The organism is Pseudomonas sp. GL-RE-26 (genome assembly GCF_019956275.1).
Taxonomy (GTDB): domain Bacteria; phylum Pseudomonadota; class Gammaproteobacteria; order Pseudomonadales; family Pseudomonadaceae; genus Aquipseudomonas; species Aquipseudomonas grandcourensis.
Genome location: NZ_JAHBDI010000019.1, coordinates 65,609 through 84,018, shown reverse-complemented (window position 1 = coordinate 84,018; position 18,410 = coordinate 65,609). Strand labels below are relative to the sequence as shown.

At 61.5% G+C, this 18,410-nt stretch carries 13 protein-coding genes and 1 rRNA gene; 10 read left to right on the top strand and 4 right to left on the bottom strand.

What is annotated here, in order from left to right:
• Positions 1-2: 2 nt before the first annotated feature.
• The 7 genes from rrf (at position 3) to KGB07_RS14270 (ending at position 11,978) form a co-directional block, all read left to right on the top strand.
• Positions 3-118: ribosomal RNA gene (gene rrf / locus KGB07_RS14300) — 5S ribosomal RNA — on the top strand.
• Between the two features lie 156 nt (positions 119-274).
• Positions 275-3,724, top strand: coding sequence for an exodeoxyribonuclease V subunit gamma (recC, locus tag KGB07_RS14295; RefSeq protein ID WP_223465719.1), 3,450 nt, complete (start codon positions 275-277; stop codon positions 3,722-3,724).
• On the top strand, positions 3,724-7,413 hold the full coding sequence (gene recB / locus KGB07_RS14290; protein ID WP_046038606.1) for an exodeoxyribonuclease V subunit beta: 3,690 nt from the start codon (positions 3,724-3,726) through the stop codon (positions 7,411-7,413). Before recC ends, recB begins: the two co-directional genes overlap by 1 nt.
• Positions 7,410-9,512 (top strand): exodeoxyribonuclease V subunit alpha, encoded by a 2,103-nt coding sequence (gene recD / locus KGB07_RS14285; RefSeq protein WP_223465718.1) that lies wholly within the window; start codon positions 7,410-7,412, stop codon positions 9,510-9,512. Before recB ends, recD begins: the two co-directional genes overlap by 4 nt.
• Before the next feature lie 119 nt (positions 9,513-9,631).
• Positions 9,632-10,207: a YfiR family protein gene (locus KGB07_RS14280; protein WP_046038609.1), complete on the top strand. Its 576-nt coding sequence runs from the start codon at positions 9,632-9,634 to the stop codon at positions 10,205-10,207.
• On the top strand, positions 10,204-11,472 hold the full coding sequence (locus tag KGB07_RS14275) for a diguanylate cyclase domain-containing protein (RefSeq protein WP_046038611.1): 1,269 nt from the start codon (positions 10,204-10,206) through the stop codon (positions 11,470-11,472). Before KGB07_RS14280 ends, KGB07_RS14275 begins: the two co-directional genes overlap by 4 nt.
• A gap of 5 nt (positions 11,473-11,477) precedes the next feature.
• Complete coding sequence (locus KGB07_RS14270; RefSeq protein WP_046038612.1) at positions 11,478-11,978, top strand: OmpA family protein; 501 nt, start codon at positions 11,478-11,480, stop codon at positions 11,976-11,978.
• On the opposite strand, the gene KGB07_RS14260 is transcribed toward KGB07_RS14270, so the two are convergent.
• Positions 11,975-12,922, bottom strand: coding sequence for a LysR family transcriptional regulator (locus tag KGB07_RS14260; protein WP_007994583.1), 948 nt, complete (start codon positions 12,920-12,922; stop codon positions 11,975-11,977). The genes KGB07_RS14270 and KGB07_RS14260 overlap by 4 nt on opposite strands.
• Before the next feature lie 150 nt (positions 12,923-13,072).
• On the opposite strand from KGB07_RS14260, the gene KGB07_RS14255 reads away from it, so the two are divergent.
• The gene (locus KGB07_RS14255) at positions 13,073-14,599 is read left to right on the top strand and encodes a CoA-acylating methylmalonate-semialdehyde dehydrogenase (RefSeq protein ID WP_046038615.1); all 1,527 of its coding nucleotides are present in this window, start codon (positions 13,073-13,075) and stop codon (positions 14,597-14,599) included.
• Between the two features lie 10 nt (positions 14,600-14,609).
• Positions 14,610-15,497, top strand: a complete 888-nt coding sequence (gene mmsB / locus KGB07_RS14250) for a 3-hydroxyisobutyrate dehydrogenase (RefSeq protein ID WP_046038616.1) — start codon at positions 14,610-14,612, stop codon at positions 15,495-15,497.
• A gap of 226 nt (positions 15,498-15,723) precedes the next feature.
• Here the strand turns inward: mmsB and KGB07_RS14245 are convergent, their stop codons facing one another.
• Together KGB07_RS14245 and KGB07_RS14240 are read right to left on the bottom strand one after the other, a co-directional pair.
• The gene (locus KGB07_RS14245) at positions 15,724-16,068 is read right to left on the bottom strand and encodes a cupin domain-containing protein (RefSeq protein ID WP_046038617.1); all 345 of its coding nucleotides are present in this window, start codon (positions 16,066-16,068) and stop codon (positions 15,724-15,726) included.
• Positions 16,069-16,188: 120 nt separating this feature from the next.
• A complete protein-coding gene (locus KGB07_RS14240) occupies positions 16,189-17,067 on the bottom strand; it encodes a LysR family transcriptional regulator (protein ID WP_046038618.1) in 879 nt (292 codons plus the stop codon).
• A gap of 128 nt (positions 17,068-17,195) precedes the next feature.
• Between KGB07_RS14240 and KGB07_RS14235 the strand changes: the two genes are divergently transcribed.
• Complete coding sequence (locus tag KGB07_RS14235) at positions 17,196-17,960, top strand: sulfite exporter TauE/SafE family protein (protein ID WP_223465716.1); 765 nt, start codon at positions 17,196-17,198, stop codon at positions 17,958-17,960.
• Here the strand turns inward: KGB07_RS14235 and KGB07_RS14230 are convergent.
• Positions 17,950-18,264, bottom strand: a complete 315-nt coding sequence (locus KGB07_RS14230; protein WP_223465714.1) for a putative quinol monooxygenase — start codon at positions 18,262-18,264, stop codon at positions 17,950-17,952. The two genes, KGB07_RS14235 and KGB07_RS14230, sit on opposite strands and share 11 nt — an antisense overlap.
• Between the last annotated feature and the right edge of the window lie 146 nt (positions 18,265-18,410).

Here is an 18,410-nt window from a genome sequence, read left to right as displayed (position 1 = left end):
TTCTTGACGACCATAGAGCGTTGGAACCACCTGATCCCATCCCGAACTCAGCAGTGAAACGATGCATCGCCGATGGTAGTGTGGGGTTTCCCCATGTGAGAGTAGGTCATCGTCAAGATTAAATTCCGAAACCCCTATCTGCGTATGCAGGTAGGGGTTTTGTTTTTGTCCGCAAGAAAGTTCGCACAGCAACAATGAGCAGGTTCACGCTGTCACCGTCTCCCGACAATGCTAAGGTTCGCCCCTGGCGTTTGTATTTTCCAAGGAAGCCTTTATGCCGGACGCGACGTCCCTCAGTGCTGGTTTTATGGTGGTTCACGGCAACCGCCTGGACGAGTTGCGCAGCCTGGTGGTCAGCTGGATGCGGCGCTACCCGCTGGCTCCCCTGGAGAATGAAATCGCGTTGGTGCAAAGCAATGGCATTGCCCAATGGCTGAAGCTGGCACTGGCGGAAGATTCTGAAGAAGACGACATGGGAGGCTGCGGCATCGCTGCCGCCATCGACGTGCAGTTGCCCGGCAGCTTCATGTGGCAGCTCTATCGCATGGTCCTTGGCCGCGACGAAATTCCGGTCAAGTCCCTGCTCGATAAAGCCCCGCTGACCTGGCGTCTGATGCGCCTGCTGCCGCAGTTGATCAACCAACCGCACTTCGAGCCGCTGCAGCGTTTCCTGACCCATGACACCGACCTGCGCAAACGCTATCAACTGGCTGAGCGCCTGGCGGATCTGTTCGACCAATACCAGGTGTACCGAGCTGACTGGCTCGAAGACTGGGCGGAAGGTCGACATCAAACAAGAAACGCCAGAGGCGAAGCCAAACACCTGACCCCGGCCAATTGCTGGCAGGCAGAGTTATGGCGCGCACTCTTGCTGGATGTGGGAGTAGAAGGCATGGCGCAAAGCCGTGCCGGCGTCCATCAGCGGTTTGTCGAACGCATCAACAATCTCGAAACAGCCCCCAAGGGATTACCCTCGCGAGTGATCGTTTTCGGGATTTCTTCCCTGCCTGCTCAGGCCCTGGAAGCACTGGCGGGACTGGCACGATTCAGCCAGGTCCTGCTGTGCGTACACAACCCATGTCGTCATCATTGGGCAGACATCGTCGCCGATAAAGACCTGTTGCGGCATCAATACAAGCGTCAGGCCCGCAAGAGCGGCATGCCGGTAGTGATCGATCCGCAAACCCTCCACCAGCATGCTCACCCGCTACTGGCCGCGTGGGGCAAGCAGGGGCGGGACTACATCAACCTGCTCGACAGTTATGACGATCCCAACAGCTATCGTTCGGCATTCCGTGACGGGCGCATCGACCTGTTCAGTGATGGTCAGCCGCTGAATGTGCTCAACCAGTTGCAGGACGACATCCTCGAACTGCGCCCCCTCAACGAGACTCGGGAGCGTTGGCCGGCTATCGATCTGCAGAAGGACGAGTCGATCCGTTTTCACATCGCCCATAGCGCCCAGCGAGAAGTCGAGATCCTCCACGATCAACTGCTCGCGCGCTTCAGCGCCGACCCGACACTGCGGCCCAGGGACATCATCGTGATGGTCCCGGACATCGACAGCTACGCACCGCATATTCGTGCCGTGTTTGGTCAGCTTGACCGCCAGGATCCACGCTTCATTCCGTTTACCCTGGCTGACCAGGGCCAGCGTGGTCGCGATCCATTGCTGATTGCTGTCGAGCACCTGCTCAAGCTGCCCGACAGCCGATTCCCCGTCAGTGAAATTCTCGATCTGCTGGACGTCCCCGCGCTGCGCGCTCGTTTTGGCGTCGAGGAGCGTGACCTGCCGACGCTGCACCGCTGGATCGAAGGTGCCGGCATTCGCTGGGGGATGAATGCCGAGCAACGTGCCGGGCTTGGGCTGCCGCATGAACTGGAGCAAAACAGCTGGCGTTTCGGCTTGCGACGGATGTTGCTCGGTTATGCCGTCGGCAGCGCCGATGCTTATGAGGGTATCGAACCCTACGACGAGATCGGTGGTCTGGACGCTGCGCTCATCGGTCCGCTGGTTGCATTGCTGGACGCGCTGGAAGTGGCTCACCACGAACTCTCTCAGCCTGCATCGCCGGGGCAATGGGGCTTGCGCTTGCAGGCTTTGGTGCAGTTGTTCTTCCTTGCCGGTAACGAACACGATGACTACTTGCTGGCCCAGCTCGAAGAGCTGCGTGAGACCTGGCTCGAGACCTGTGAATCTGTAGGGTTGCAGGACGAGTTGCCGCTGACCGTTGTCCGTGAAGCCTGGCTTGCAGGTCTGGATCAGGGCCGTTTGTCCCAGCGTTTTCTGGCCGGAGCGGTCAACTTCTGCACCTTGATGCCCATGCGCGCCATCCCGTTCAAACTGGTGTGCCTGCTGGGCATGAATGACGGCGATTATCCGCGCGCGCAACCGCCGCTGGATTTCGATCTGATGGGCAGTGATTACCGTCCGGGTGACCGCTCCCGGCGTGAAGACGACCGCTACCTGCTACTGGAAGCCTTGCTGTCGGCAAGGGACCAGCTCTACATCAGTTGGGTGGGCCGCAGCATCCGCGATAACAGCGAGCGACCTGCCTCGGTGCTGATTGGCCAGTTGCGTGACCACTTGGCCAGCGGTTGGCGATTGCTGCAAGGCGACGAGGATCTGCTGGAAGCCATGACTCGCGAACACCCATTGCAACCCTTCAGTGCTCGCTACTTTCACGACGGGGATGAGTCGTTCAGCTACGCCAGTGAATGGCAGGTGCTTCATCAGGCGGCAGAGCATCAGGCAGGCGCCGAAGTGCTCGGGCCCCACGTCCAGGACGAACCACTGAGCCTCGGTCAGGTGCAGGATTTCCTGCGCAATCCGGTACGGCACTTTTTCAGCCAGCGACTGAAGGTCTTCTTCGAGGCGGCCGAAGTGCCGTTGGCCGATGAAGAGCCCTTTGTCCTGGATGCGTTGCAGCGTTACAGCCTCAGCGACCGTTTGCTCGAAGCCGCGCTGGCAGATCCTGGAAATTCCGGGCAGGCATTGGAGGATCAGGCGAAGCGCTTGCAGAACAGCGGACTGCTGCCCATGGCCGGATTCGGTGAGTGTCTGCAACGCGAGTTGATCGAGCCATTGCCTGACTTGCTGCAACGCCACCAACAGCTCCTGACGTTGTGGCCAACCCCCCTCAGCAGCGCGTTGCCGGTCAGTCTTGAACTGCAAGGCCTGCACATCGAGGGCTGGCTCAGCGGCCTGCATCAGCGCGCCGATGGTGGATTGCTGTCTATCACTACGATTCCCAACAGCATCGGCTCGATCAAGTCGCGCAAATGGCATCGATTGACACGCCCGTGGGTCAATCATCTGATGGCTTGTGCCAGTGGCATGTCACTGACCACCGCATTGGTGGCCAGCGACGACAGCCTGTTGCTCGGTCCACTGGACCAGTCCACGGCGCAGACAATTCTCGGTGACCTGTTGATGGCCTGGCAGTCGGGTATGCGCCAGCCTCTGCCGATCGCGGTCAAGACAGCCTTCGCGTGGCTGGGGCAAACCGACCCGGTCAAAGCCGAGGCCGCTGCGCGCAAGGCCTATGAAGGGGATGGACAAACGACGGACGGAGAGCGTCGCGAAAGCCCGGCACTCGCCCGTCAATTCGCCGATTACGATGCCTTGGTCGCCGACGAGACGTTCCCCCTGTGGTGTGACGCGCTCTATCGCCCGCTTCTTGAAGCACCCTGGCGTTCACTGTCCAGCGAGGAGTCGCGCTGATGAGCACAAAGACACCTCTGGCCCTGGCATTCCCGTTGCGCGGCAGTCAACTGATCGAAGCCAGCGCCGGGACCGGCAAGACCTTCACCATTTCCGCGTTGTACCTGCGTCTGGTGCTTGGCAATGGCGGGGAGGACAGTGGTTTTGGACGTGAGCTGTTGCCACCGCAAATCCTCGTCGTGACCTTCACCGACGCCGCGACCAAAGAACTGCGCGAACGCATCCGCACGCGGCTCGCCGAGGCCGCACGCTATTTCCGCGATGAAACACCGGCCCCCGACAGCCTGATTGCCGAGTTGCGCGACCAGTACTTGCCCGAGCAGTGGCCCGGCTGCGCAAACCGCCTGGATATCGCCGCCCAGTGGATGGACGAGGCGGCGGTGTCGACCATCCACAGTTGGTGCCAGCGCATGTTGCGCGAGCACGCATTCGACAGCGGCAGCCTGTTTACCCAGACCCTGGAAACCGACCACAGCGACTTGCTGGGGGAAGTCCTGCGCGATTACTGGCGGCTGTTCTGTTACCCGATGCAAGGTGATGCCTTGAATTGGGTGCGCAGCAATTGGGGCGGGCCGGCGGCGCTGCTGCCGCGGATTCGTGCGCTGTTCGCCAGCGAGCGGGATACCCTTGAAGGGAAAGAACCCGCCGAAGTGATTTCGCAATGCTTGCAAGAGCGACGGGCTGCCCTGATCGAACTCAAGAAGCCTTGGTTGGAGTGGGCGGACGAATTACTTGCGATCTGTCACCAAGGCGTTGCCGGCAAGGCGGTCGATGGTCGCAAGATGCAGGCACGCTATTTCGAGCCCTGGTTTGAAAAAATCAAAGCCTGGGCCGAGGACGAATCCCTCGAGCAACTGGATATCGGCACTGGCTTCACTCGTCTGACCCCGGATGGCATGGCTGAAGCCTGGAAGGGTGAGGCGCCTCGACATCCGGGGCTCGATGCGATGGCCGGCCTCAAGGCCTGCCTCGATGGGTTGCCGACACCTGATGCCGCCGTACTGCAACATGCGGCCCGCTGGGTCGGGGCGCGATTCGAGGAAGAGAAACGCCGCCGCGCGGAAATGGGTTTCGACGACATGTTGCTGCGCCTTGATGCGGCCTTGCAGTCTGATGGCGGCGAACGCCTGGCAACCCTGATTCGTGAACAGTTTCCGGTCGCCCTGATCGATGAGTTCCAGGACACCGACCCGGTGCAGTACCGGATCTTTGAGAGCATCTACCGGATTGAAGAGAACAGCCCCGAGTGCGGTCTGTTCCTGATCGGCGACCCGAAACAGGCGATCTACGCTTTTCGCGGCGCCGACATCCATACCTACCTGCGCGCCCGGCAGGCCACCACTGGCCGCCTGCACACCCTGGGCACCAACTTCCGCTCAAGCCATGGCATGGTCAACGCGGTGAACCATGTGTTCGAGCGCGCCGAAGCCCGGGCGTCAGGCCGCGGCGCTTTCCTCTTTCGGCAGAAGAATGGCGACAACCCGGTTCCGTTCACGCCGGTTGCCTCCCAAGGTCGCAAAGAAGTCTTGCGCATCAATGACCAGGCAATCCCGGCCTTGAACATCTGGCACTTGCCGGCCGAACAACCGTTGTCCGGTGCGGTGTACCGGCAACAACTGGCGGCTGCGTGCGCCAGTGAAATCACGGCATTGCTCAATGGCGGGCAGCAGGGGCATGCGGGGTTCTCCCAGGATGGCAAAGCCTTCAGGGGCCTGTTGCCGGCGGACATCGCCATCCTGGTCCGCGACGGCAAGGAGGCGCAGGCGGTTCGTGCGCAACTGGCCGCCCGTGGCGTGCGCAGTGTTTACCTGTCGGACAAGGACTCGGTGTTCGCCGCCCAGGAGGCGCATGACGTGCTGACCTGGCTCAAGGCCTGTGCCGAGCCGGATGTCGAGCGACCGCTGCGGGCCGCGTTGGCCAGCATCACGTTGAACCTATCGCTGACGGAACTGGAGCGGCTGAATCAGGACGAGTTGGCCTGGGAAGCCCGGGTCATGCAGTTCCGTGGTTATCGCGAAGTCTGGCGCAAGCAGGGCGTACTGCCGATGCTGCGACGCTTGCTGCACGACTTCCGTTTGCCCCAGGCGCTGATCGCCCGCAGTGACGGCGAGCGCGTGTTGACCAACCTTCTGCACCTTTTCGAACTGCTGCAACAAGCCGCCGCCGAACTCGATGGCGAGCAAGCCCTGATCCGGCATTTGTCCGAGCATCTGGCGTTGTCCGGGCAGGCTGGCGAAGAGCAGATCCTGCGTCTGGAAAGTGATGAGCAATTGGTCAAGGTCGTGACCATTCACAAATCCAAGGGCCTTGAGTACCCCTTGGTGTTCCTGCCGTTCATTTGCTCGGCGAAACCGGTGGATGGCAGCCGCCTGCCGTTGCACTACCACGATGAATCCGGCAATGCCCAGGTCACGTTGGAACCGACGGCAGAATTGATTGCCCTGGCTGACGATGAGCGTCTGGCCGAGGATCTGCGCTTGCTCTATGTCGCCCTGACCCGGGCGCAACACGCCTGCTGGCTGGGGGTGGCCGACCTCAAGCGCGGCAACAACAATGGCTCGGTGCTGCATCTGTCGGCATTGGGTTATCTGCTGGGCGGCGGTGCGCCGTTGGCCGAGTCCCCGGCGTTGCAGCTTTGGTTGCGGGATCTGCAACAGGACTGCCCGGCGCTGGCGTATGCCGAGATGCCTGAAGCGACAACGGTGCATTACCAGCCACCGCAAAATGACGCGGCGCTGCTGGTTCCGCTGGTTCCGAAACGTAAGGCCAGTGAAAACTGGTGGATCGCTTCCTACAGCGCGTTGCGCATTGGCGACACCCTGAGTGTCGGCACCGACGAGGCGCCGGAGAGCCCGCAGGCGCAAAAACTGTTCGATGACGAACGCCTCGACCCGCAGGCCCCCAGGGAAGTGGTGGCCGGTGGCGGCGATATCCATCGCTTCCCGCGCGGCCCGAACCCCGGCACCTTCCTCCATGGCTTGCTCGAATGGGCGGGAGGCGAGAGTTTTGATGCGGCACCGCAAGAGGTGATCGACGCCATTGCCCGTCGCTGCAACCGTCGAGGCTGGGAGGGCTGGATCAGCACCTTGAGTGACTGGCTGCAGCATCTGCTCAAGTCGCCGTTGCAACTGGGCGACGGCCAGGCACCGGTGATATTCGGCCAGTTGACGCAGTATCAGGTCGAGATGGAGTTCTGGTTCGCCAGCCATAAGGTCGATGTGCTCAAGCTCGATGCGCTGGTGTGCCAATACACCCATAACGGCGTGGCCCGGGTCGCCGCGGAACCGGTGTTGCTCAACGGCATGTTCAAGGGCTTTATCGACCTGACGTTCGAACATGACGGCCGCTATTACGTGGCCGACTACAAATCCAACTGGCTCGGCGTCGATGATGCGGCCTACACCGCGCAGGCAATGGAACAGTCGATTCTCGACAACCGTTATGACCTGCAATACGTGTTGTACCTGTTGGCCCTGCACCGCCAGCTCAAGGCGCGGCTCGCCGATTACGACTACGACCGGCATGTCGGCGGTGCGTTGTACCTGTTTTTGCGCGGTACGCGTGCGGCCAGCCAGGGTGTGTTTTTCGCCCGGCCGCCAAGAGAGCTGATCGAACGTCTGGACAGGCTGTTCCAGGGCAAGCCAGAGCCCAAGGCCGAGCCCGCCTGGGAACAGGGAGTACTGATATGAGTCGCACATTCGCCGATTTGTTGCCCACATCGCTGGCAGCCGAAAGCCTGGCCGATCTGGCACCGCTGAGTCGTGCCGACGACTTGCTGTTGTTGCTCACTCGTTGGGTCGAGCGTGGCTGGTTGCGCGCGCTGGACAAAGCCTTTGTGGCGTTTCTGCATGAACTGGCCCCTGAAGATGATCCACTGGTGTTGCTGGCAGCCGCGCTGACCAGCCACCAGTTGGGCCACGGGCATGTCTGCCTCGACCTGTTCGAAACGCTGAAAGAGCCGGACTTCGCCCTGTCGTTACCACCCGAAGGTGACGTGCAAAGCGGCGCGATGCTGTTGCCCTCGCAATTGCTGGGATCGCTGGACGGTGCTCATTGGTGCAAGGTGCTGGCCGCCAGCAACCTGGTCGCGCTGGCCGCTGACAGTCGTGACAACGTGCGCGACCGGCCTTTGGTGTTATCGGGCAAACGCTTGTACCTGCGCCGCTATTGGGCCTACGAGCGGCGGATCGACCTTTCGTTGCGTGAGCGTTTGACGGAACACGAATCTACGCCGAGCGACTTGCTCCAGCGCCTCACCGGTTTGTTTGGTCCTGCCCGGCCGGGTGAGGTGATCGACTGGCAGAAGCTGGCTTGCGCCCTGGCGACCCGCAGTGCTTTCAGCATTGTCACGGGGGGACCGGGAACCGGCAAGACCACCACCGTCGTGCGCTTGCTGGCATTGCTCCAGGCGCCGGCGGTCGAGGCCGGCATGCCCCTGCGCATTCGCCTCGCTGCACCGACCGGCAAGGCCGCGGCGCGTCTGACAGAATCCATCAGCCAGCAAGTCCGGACCTTGAAGGTCACGGAGGACGTTCGGGAAAAGATCCCCTCCGACGTCACCACCGTTCACCGCCTGCTCGGCAGCCGGCCCGGGACTCGTCATTTCCGCCATCACGCGGGCAATCGCCTGCCGCTGGATGTGTTGGTGGTGGATGAGGCCTCGATGATCGACCTGGAAATGATGGCCAATCTGCTCGACGCCTTGCCGGCCCATGCGCGCCTCGTGCTGTTGGGTGACAAGGATCAATTGGCTTCGGTAGAGGCCGGTGCGGTATTGGGGGATCTTTGTCGCGACGCGGAGGCTGGCTGGTACAGCCCGCAGACGCGCCAGTGGCTGGAAACCGTCAGTGGCGAAAGCCTGCAGGCCAGTGGCTTGCAGGAGGACGTGCAGGGCACTCATCCATTGGCCCAACAGGTCGTGATGTTGCGCCATTCCCGGCGATTCGGTGAAGGCAGCGGCATTGGCCAACTGGCTCGCTGGGTCAACCAGCAGCAACCCGAAGAAGCCCGCAAGTTGTTGTCGGCGCGAAGCCATGACGATGTGTATTGCCTGGCCCTCAAGGGAGAGCAGGATCGGGCCCTGGAGCGCTTGCTTCTAGACGGCCATGGTGAGGGGCCGCAGGGTTATCGACATTACCTGAGCGTGCTGCGCAATCAGCGGCCGTCACTGGACAGTCCGCTGGAAGACTCGTGCTGGATTGATTGGGCTCGACAAGTGTTGCAGGCCTTCGACGCATTCCAGTTGTTATGTGCCGTGCGCAAGGGGCCGTGGGGTATCGAGGGCTTGAACCAGCGGGTGACGGACGCATTGCTCAGGGCGCGCCTGATCGACAGCGACCAGCAGTGGTACGAAGGTCGCCCTGTCCTGATGACCCGCAACGATTACGGGCTGGGTTTGATGAACGGCGATATCGGCATTGCCCTCAAGCTCCCTGAACAGGAAGGCCACGGAAAACAGGTTTTGCGCGTGGCATTCCCACGCAATGATGGCCAGGGCGGTGTGCGATTTGTCCTGCCCAGCCGTCTGAATGATGTCGAAACCGTGTACGCCATGACCGTGCATAAATCCCAGGGCTCGGAGTTCGCACATACCGCGTTGATTCTTCCCGATGCCTTGAATCCGGTACTCACCAAGGAGCTGATCTACACCGGCATTACCCGGGCCAAGGACTGGTTCACCTTGATCGAGTCCCGTGCGGGCGTGTTTGAAGAGGCGGTGAAACGCCGGGTCAAACGCTTGAGCGGGCTGATGCTGGAGCTCAAGGGCGGCAGCGAGCCGACAGTCTGAAAGGTCAGTAACAGGCTGTAGGAAAATGTCCGAGGCTGCGTAGTACGTGGCCTCGCTGGCATTTCGTTGCTGTGCTATCGTTGCGGCATCATTTCGCTACGGTCGAAGAGTATCCCTGCATGAAGGTGGCTGTCAGGACGACAGAGCGCGTCGTTGGCTGTAGAAAAGCGCTGCTTGCCATTCTTCTTTGTCTGCTGGCCAGCGTCGTTTTCGCTCAATCGCAAGCCCCGGTGGGCAAGGCGGACCAACGCGCCAAAGCGGTTACCCAGGTGATCCTCGGAATCCTCAGCTATGCCCGCTGGCCCGTCGAGCCTTTACTGCTGCGCCTGTGCCTGGTCGGCCCTACCGAATACACCGACGATCTGGTCAAGGGCACGACCCAGGCGACGGGGCGACCTGTCACGGTGCAACGCTTGTTGGCCGACAACCCTTCAATTGTCAGTGACTGTGATGCGGTTTATATCGGCAAGCTGACTGGCGTAGAACGCAGCCGATTGTTCGCCGCGTTGATCGGGCATCCGGTGTTGAGCATCAGTGAGAACGACGAGCAATGCACCGTCGGCAGCCTGTTTTGCTTGCGGGTGAGCGACGAGCAGGTGTCGTTCGAGGTCAATCTCGACTCTGTCGCCCGCAGCGGCGTACGCATTCATCCGAGCGTGTTGCAACTATCCCGCCGCAAGCCGGCGGCGCCATGAAGTTAATGAGACCGGGCAGCCGCCCGACTTTGCATTCGGTCATCGGTCGCGGCAACCTCCTCGTTGCGCTGGTGGGCGTTGTCATGGCCAGTGTTTCACTGACGTTGCTTGGCGTGCTGGCCTTGCGCGTATACGCCGATCACAACCTGCACCTGATCGCGCGCTCGATCAGCTACACCGTGGAAGCCGCGGTGGTGTTCAACGACAAACCCGCCGCCACCGAAGCGCTGGCGTTGATTGCCTCCACCGAGGAAGTGGCCGACGCCGAGGTGTTCGATCAACAGGGCCAGTTGCTGGCCCGCTGGCAACGACCGGAAACCGGTTGGGTGTCCGATCTCGAATTGCACATCGCCAAAGCGTTTCTGGAAGAACCTATGAGCATGCCGATCACCCACCAAGGGCGGGAAGTCGGCAGCATCAGGCTCACCGGTCATGGCGCCAGCCTGATGCGGTTTTTGCTCAGCGGTCTGATGGGCATCGTAGTGTGCACGGCCATCAGTGCCTGGGTTGCACTCTTCTTGGCGCGCCGACAACTGCGCGGGATCACCAAGCCGCTGCGCAACCTGGCCGCTGTTGCCCACGCCGCGCGCAGTGAACGGGCCTTCGACAAGCGCGTGCCGCCTGCCGACATTGTTGAACTCGATGATTTCGGCAACGACTTCAATGCCCTGCTCGATGAACTCGAGGCCTGGCAGTCGCACCTGCAAAGCGAAAACGAATCCCTGGCTCACCAGGCCAGCCACGACAGCCTCACCGGATTGCCCAATCGGGCGTTTTTCGAAGGTCGCCTGATGCGCGCGTTGCGCAGCGCCAACAAGCTCGGCGAGCGAGTGGCGGTGCTGTTTCTCGACAGCGATCGCTTCAAGGAGATCAACGACAGTTTCGGCCATGCGGCGGGTGATGCGGTGTTGGTGGCCGTGGCCAACCGGGTTCGGGCGCAACTGCGGGAAGGGGACCTGGTGGCGCGCTTGGGTGGCGATGAGTTTGCCGTGCTGCTGACGCCGCTGCACAAGACCGAAGACGCCGAACGGATTGCCGACAAGATTCTGGCCAGCATGGACATGCCGATTCCATTGCCGGGCAGCACCCAGGTATTGACCTCTCTCAGTATCGGCGTCGCGGTGTACCCGGATCATGGCGCAACGCCGGGTGCCCTGCTCAACGCCGCCGATGGCGCGATGTACCAGGCCAAGCGCCTCTCCCGAGGCGCACAGTACACGGCAGGGTCGGAGCACCCCGCCGCCGATGTTCAAAACAGGAGCTGATTTCCGTGTTCACATTCAACCCGCGTTCCCTGCGTTTTTTCACCCTGACACTGCTCGTGGCCTTATTGAGCCTGACCGGTTGCCAGACCACCCCCAAAGGCCTGACCCCGGCGCAAATCGCCGTGCTGAAACAGCAGGGGTTCGAGCTGACAGACGATGGCTGGGCTTTCGGCTTGTCCGGCAAGGTCCTGTTTGGCAGTGACGACGACAGCCTGAACAAGCAGAGCACCGACATTGTCGAGCGCATCGGCAAGGCGCTGCTGGGGGTAGGTATCGAGCGGGTACGGGTCGATGGTCACACAGACGCCTCGGGCAAAGAGGCCTACAACGAGCAACTGTCCGTGCGCCGGGCGAAAAGCGTGGCCAAGGTGCTCAACACCGTCGGCATGAAACAGGAAAACATCCAGCTGCGTGGCTTGGGCAGCAGCGTGCCGGTGGCCACCAACAACACCTCCAGTGGCCGCACCGAAAATCGCCGGGTGGCGATTGTGGTCAGCTCCGACTAATCGGCAAACAGCATCTCCCGGCTTTCTCCCATCAGCAGGCCCTGATTCTGCTCGGTGACCTGGCGGATGTAATCCCACAACAGGGTGATCCGCTTGAGCTTCCTGAGATCCTCGCGGCAGTACATCCAGAACTGTCGGGTGATATTGATTTCCTGCGGCAACACCGGCAGCAGGCGCGGGTCCTGGGTGGCGAGGAAGCACGGCAGGATCGCCAGTGAGCGTCCTTGCTGCGCGGCCACGAACTGCGCGATCACGCTGGTGCTGCGCAGGTTGGCGCTGGCGCCGGGCAGTACGTTGGCCAGGTACAGCAGCTCCGAGCTGAACGCCAGGTCGTCGACGTAACTGATAAACGAATGTTTGGCCAAGTCTGCCGGGCGGCGGATAGGCGGGTGGTTGTCCAGATAATCCTGGGTCGCGTACAGCTGCAATCGGTAGTCGCACAGTTTGCAGCAGACGTACGGGCCATGCTCCGGACGCTCCAGGGCGATGACGATGTCGGCTTCGCGCTTGGACAGGCTGATGAAGTGCGGCAGCGGCAGGATATCCACAGAAATGGCCGGATAGGTGTCGACGAAGTGGCTCAGCTGCGGCGTGATGAAAAAACTGCCGAAGCCTTCGGTGCAGCCCATGCGCACATGACCGGACAGCGCCACGCCGGACCCGGAAACCTGCTCGCACGCCATGTGCAAGGTGCTTTCGATTGACTCGGCATACCCCATCAACCGCTGGCCTTCGGCGGTCAGGACAAAGCCGTTGGTCCGGGATTTTTCGAACAGCAAAGTGCCCAGCGCCGTTTCCAGGGAGCTGATGCGCCGCGACACCGTGGTGTAGTCCACCGCCAGGCGCTTGGCCGCGGTGCTGGCCTTGCGGGTGCGGGCGACTTCAAGGAAAAACTTGAGGTCATCCCAGTTCAGCGAACCGAGGGAGGTGATGTTTTTTTGCATGTTGGACCGGTTTTAATGTGCGTTCTTATTAGAAGTTTGCACATCTATACTCCAAAAACAGTCCGTTAACCAATTCGCGGCACACGCCTCATCTCAAGGCGACTTTCTCGCCTTGGCTCCCAAGATAAAAACAAAGATCTGGAGACCCACATGAACGCATCGCTCACGCCCAACGAAACCACCGTGCAAAAGGTCAAACTGTTGATCGACGGCCAGTGGGTCGAATCCAAGACCACCGAATGGCACGACATCATCAACCCGGCGACCCAGCAGGTGCTGGCCAAGGTGCCGTTTGCCACCGCCGAAGAAGTCGATGCGGCCATCAGCGCCGCCCATCGCGCCTTCCAGACCTGGAAGCTGACCCCGATCGGCGCCCGCATGCGCATCATGCTCAAGCTCCAGGCGCTGATTCGCGAACACTCCAAGCGCATCGCCGCTGTCCTCAGCGCCGAGCAGGGCAAGACCATTGCCGACGCCGAAGGCGATATTTTCCGTGGCCTGGAAGTGGTCGAACACGCTTGCTCCATCGGCAGCCTGCAAATGGGCGAGTTCGCTGAGAACGTCGCCGGTGGCGTCGACACCTACACCCTGCGCCAGCCAATCGGCGTGTGCGCCGGCATTACCCCGTTCAACTTCCCGGCGATGATTCCGCTGTGGATGTTCCCGATGGCCATCGCCTGCGGCAACACCTTCGTGCTCAAGCCGTCCGAACAGGACCCTATGTCGACCATGCTGCTGGTGGAGCTGGCGATCGAGGCGGGCATTCCGGCCGGCGTGCTCAACGTCGTGCATGGCGGCAAGGACGTGGTGGACGGGCTCTGCACCCACAAGGACATCAAGGCGGTTTCCTTCGTCGGTTCAACCGCCGTCGGTACTCATGTCTATGACCTGGCGGGTAAACACGGCAAGCGTGTGCAATCGATGATGGGCGCCAAGAACCACGCGGTGGTGCTGCCGGATGCCAATCGCGAACAAGCGCTGAATGCGCTGGTGGGTGCCGGTTTCGGTGCTGCCGGTCAACGCTGTATGGCCACCTCGGTGGTGGTGCTGGTGGGCGCGGCCAAGCAGTGGCTGCCTGATCTCAAGGCGCTGGCGCAGAAGCTCAAGGTCAATGCCGGCAGCGAGCCGGGCACCGATGTCGGCCCGGTGATCTCGAAAAAGGCCAAGGCGCGGATTCTCGACCTGATCGAGAGCGGCATCAAGGAAGGCGCGAAACTGGAGCTGGACGGTCGCGAGATCTCGGTCCCGGGTTACGAGAAGGGCAACTTTGTCGGCCCGACCCTGTTCTCCGGCGTGACCACCGACATGCAGATCTACACCCAGGAAATCTTCGGCCCGGTGCTGGTGGTACTGGAGGTTAATACGCTTGATGAGGCCATCGCTCTGGTCAACGCCAACCCGTTCGGCAACGGCACGGGCCTGTTCACCCAGAGCGGCGCTGCGGCGCGCAAGTTCCAGAACGAAATCGACGTCGGCCAGGTCGGCATCAACATCCCGATTCCGGTGCCGGTCCCGTTCTTCAGCTTCACCGGTTCGCGCGGTTCCAAGCTCGGCGACCTCGGCCCATACGGCAAGCAAGTGGTGCAGTTCTACACTCAGACCAAGACCGTCACCAGTCGCTGGTTCGATGACGACAGCGTCAACGACGGTGTGAACACCACCATCAACCTGCGATAAGGAGCCGGACATGAAAATCGCTTTTATCGGTCTGGGCAATATGGGCGCGCCGATGGCGCGCAACCTGATCAAGGCCGGCCATGCTCTGCGCCTGGTGGACCTGAACAAAGCTGTGCTGGCGGAACTGGAACAGCTGGGCGGCAGTATCAGCCCAACGGCCCGCGAAGCTTCAGAAGGCGCCGAGCTGGTCATCACCATGCTGCCTGCCGCGGTGCATGTACGCAGTGTGTGGCTGGGTGAAGACGGCGTGCTCGCCGGTATCGGCAAAGGTGTGCCGGCCGTGGATTGCAGCACCATCGATCCGCAGACCGCGCGGGACGTAGCCACCGCCGCTGCCAAACAGGGTGTGGCCATGGCCGATGCACCGGTCTCTGGCGGCACCGGTGGTGCAGCCGCCGGGACGCTGACCTTCATGGTCGGCGCCACGCCTGAATTGTTCGCCACCCTGCAACCGGTACTGGCGCAAATGGGCCGCAACATCGTCCATTGTGGTGAGGTCGGCACCGGGCAAATCGCTAAAATCTGCAACAACCTGCTGCTGGGTATCTCTATGGTCGGCGTCAGCGAAGCCATGGCGCTTGGCGATGCATTGGGCATCGACACCAAGGTGCTGGCGGGCATCATCAACAGTTCCACGGGGCGTTGCTGGAGTTCGGAGATGTACAACCCGTGGCCGGGCATCGTTGAAACGGCGCCGGCGTCGCGCGGTTACACCGGTGGTTTCGGTGCTGAACTGATGCTCAAGGATCTGGGGCTGGCCACTGAAGCGGCGCGTCAGGCGCACCAGCCGGTGGTACTCGGCGCGGTGGCCCAGCAGTTGTATCAGGCGATGAGTTTGCGTGGGGAGGGTGGGCAGGACTTCTCGGCGATCATCAACGGCTATCGCAAGCCGCAATAACGGTTGGTGACAAGCGGATTTTGTGGCGAGGGAGCTTGCTCCCGCTGGTTCGCGCAGCGGACCCAAATGCGGAGAATGTGGAGTCTCAGACAAACCGAGTTTGTTGACTTTGCGACTGCTTCGCAGCCGAGCGGGAGCAAGCTCCCTCGCCACAGGGTTGGAACGACTGGGTCTGAAAGCATATTTACCGGGAGATCACGTCGGGTGATCCCCCGGTTTTTTTGTATCAGGCAAACACGAAGTATTTGCGCACGGTTTCCACCACTTCCCAGGTGCCTTTCATCCCCGGCTCAACGACGAAAATGTCGCCGGCGCGCAGGTGGATCGGCGCCATGCCTTCCGGGGTGATGATGCAGTAGCCTTCCTGGAAGTGGCAGTACTCCCACTTCACGTATTCCACGTACCACTTGCCCGGCGTGCAGATCCAGGTGCCCATGATCTTGCTGCCGTCTTCGCTGGTGTAGGCATTGAGGTTGACGGTGTGCGGGTCGCCTTCGAGTTTTTCCCATTTACAGGCGTCGAGCACGGGCAGCGGGTGAGTGTCGCGAAGAACGGTAATCGGTGCGGTCATGATGACTCCGGGCAGTGGGCTCAAGAACTGAAGTCGCACCCTATAGCGCCTGTCCAGCGATCAGTTGTCTGTGGTCGACACTGAGGTGTCCAGAAACGCGCTCCCTGCTCAATCTTCTGGCTAGGCCAACGCTTGCAGCAACGCCTTGGCGTAGCCGGGCAGCGCGGCGAAATCGCGGGCGCAGATCAAGAGCCTGCGCTGTGCCCAGGGCTCTTGCAGGCAGAGGCTCTTGAAAGACGGTTCGTTGGACCACCGATCGACCGCCGCCAAGGGCACAATCGCCAGTCCCGCCCCTCGGGCGACCATGCGCATCACGCCATCGAAGCCATCGGCACGGATGCGGATCTGCATGCGCAGGCCGGCGTGCAGTGCCTGCTCTTCCAGGTACACCGCCAAGGCGCTGTTGGCATTCAGGCTGACGTAGTCGTGATGCAGCGTGTCGGTGAAGCTCACTGAGGTCGCCTGTGCCAAGGGATGTTCCCGGGGCATGATCAGCACCAGCGGATCATCGCGGAACGCTCGTGTTTGCAGGTCATCGGTGTCCACCGCGTCGGAAACGATGCCGAGGTCCGCCGCCCCCTGGCGCAAGGCGTGGGTGATGCGGGTGCTGGGCAGTTCCTGCAAGTCGATGTCGAGGTTGGGGTGGCTATGCAGGAAATCCGCGAGCAATTCTGGCAGGTACTCGGTGATTGCCGTGGTGTTGCACAGCAGCCGCACCTGGCCTTTGACGCCCTGGGCGTATTCGGCCAGTTCCTGTTGCAGGCGTTCGGCCTGTTGCAGCAGGATCCGGGCGTGTCGGGCCAGGGCATTGCCGGCCGGTGTCGGGCTGACCCCGCGACGATTGCGCTGAAGAAACTCGACGCCCAGCGACGCCTCCATGGCGCGAATTCGCGCACTGGCCGCTGCCAGGGACAAATGACTGCGTGCGGCGCCGGCGGTGATGTTGCCGGTGTCGAGGATGTTCAGGTACAGGCGCAGGTCGGTCAGGTCGAAGTGCATTACAACAATCCCAAGTTGTGTGTTGTCTGGGAGGACGCCATCGCGATTATTCAGCCTCTTGTGTGGAGAGAGGCTGCCTCAGTATATGGCAGATTTTCAATCGACCCCCGCGGGCTCACCATGGCCCCATGAATACACTCTCGGCGTTTTATCAGAATCTCGGGTTAGCCCTTTCGCTACTGGTTATCGGCACCTTTGTGCTGGCCGGCATGATCAAGGGCGTGATCGGTCTCGGCCTGCCGACCGTTGCCATGGGGTTGCTCGGTCTGGCTATGGCGCCGACGCAGGCTGCGGCGCTGTTGATCATTCCGGCGACCCTGACCAACGTCTGGCAACTGGCATTCGGCGGGCATCTGTCGGGGCTGGTCAAACGGTTGTGGCCGATGCTGCTGTCGATTTTCATCGGCACCGGGGCAGGCACACTGTGGATCGGCATGAGCGGTGGCCATTGGGTGGTGCGGGGGTTGGGGGCTGCATTGTTGCTGTATGCGCTGAGCGGGTTGTTCCTGCCGACTGTGCACGTGGGGCGGCGCAATGAACGCTGGCTCGGTCCATTGTGTGGCGTGCTGACCGGCGTCATCACTTCGGCCACCGGCGTGTTCGTGATTCCGGCGGTGCCCTATCTGCAAGCGCTGGGTTTGAGCAAGGACGAGCTGGTGCAGGCGCTGGGCCTGTCGTTCACCGTCTCGACCCTCGCGCTGGCCGGTGGCTTGCTATGGCGTGGCGCGCTTGGTGGGGGCGAGTTGAGCGCATCGCTGTTGGCGCTGATTCCGGCCATGCTCGGCATGTGGCTGGGACAATCGCTGCGCCAGCGGATCAGCACCCTGTGGTTCAAGCGCGTGTTCTTCGTTGGCCTGGGTGTGCTCGGCGGCCATTTGCTGATCAGCGGTTAGCGGACGACGGGCTGATCATCTCGATGGCACGGATCTCGAAGTCCCGTTCCAGGTATTCATCACGCTGCGCGAGGAACTGCTTCATGTGCGGCAGATTCGAGTGCACGTCGAGGTGGGCCCGGGATTGCCAGATCTCGTAGAAGATGAACAGGGTCGGGTCCTGTTGGTCGCGCAACATGTGGTATTCGATGCAACCGGGTTCGGCTCGGCTCGCTTGCACGTAGCCGCTGAAAAAGGCTTCGAAGGCGTCGGATTTTTCCGGGCGGGTCTTGGCGTGCAGGATGAAGCCCTGGATTTCACTCATCTACATCTCTCCTCAAATCAGAATTGGCGCCAGTCTAAGGCAACAATCACCTGTTGATTCGTGCTTGTAGGTCAAATGAATTTTGCCAAATCGACGCTTACTCCGCGCGAGGTCGATCGGTACTCTGCCGCCATCCGATTCCCGAC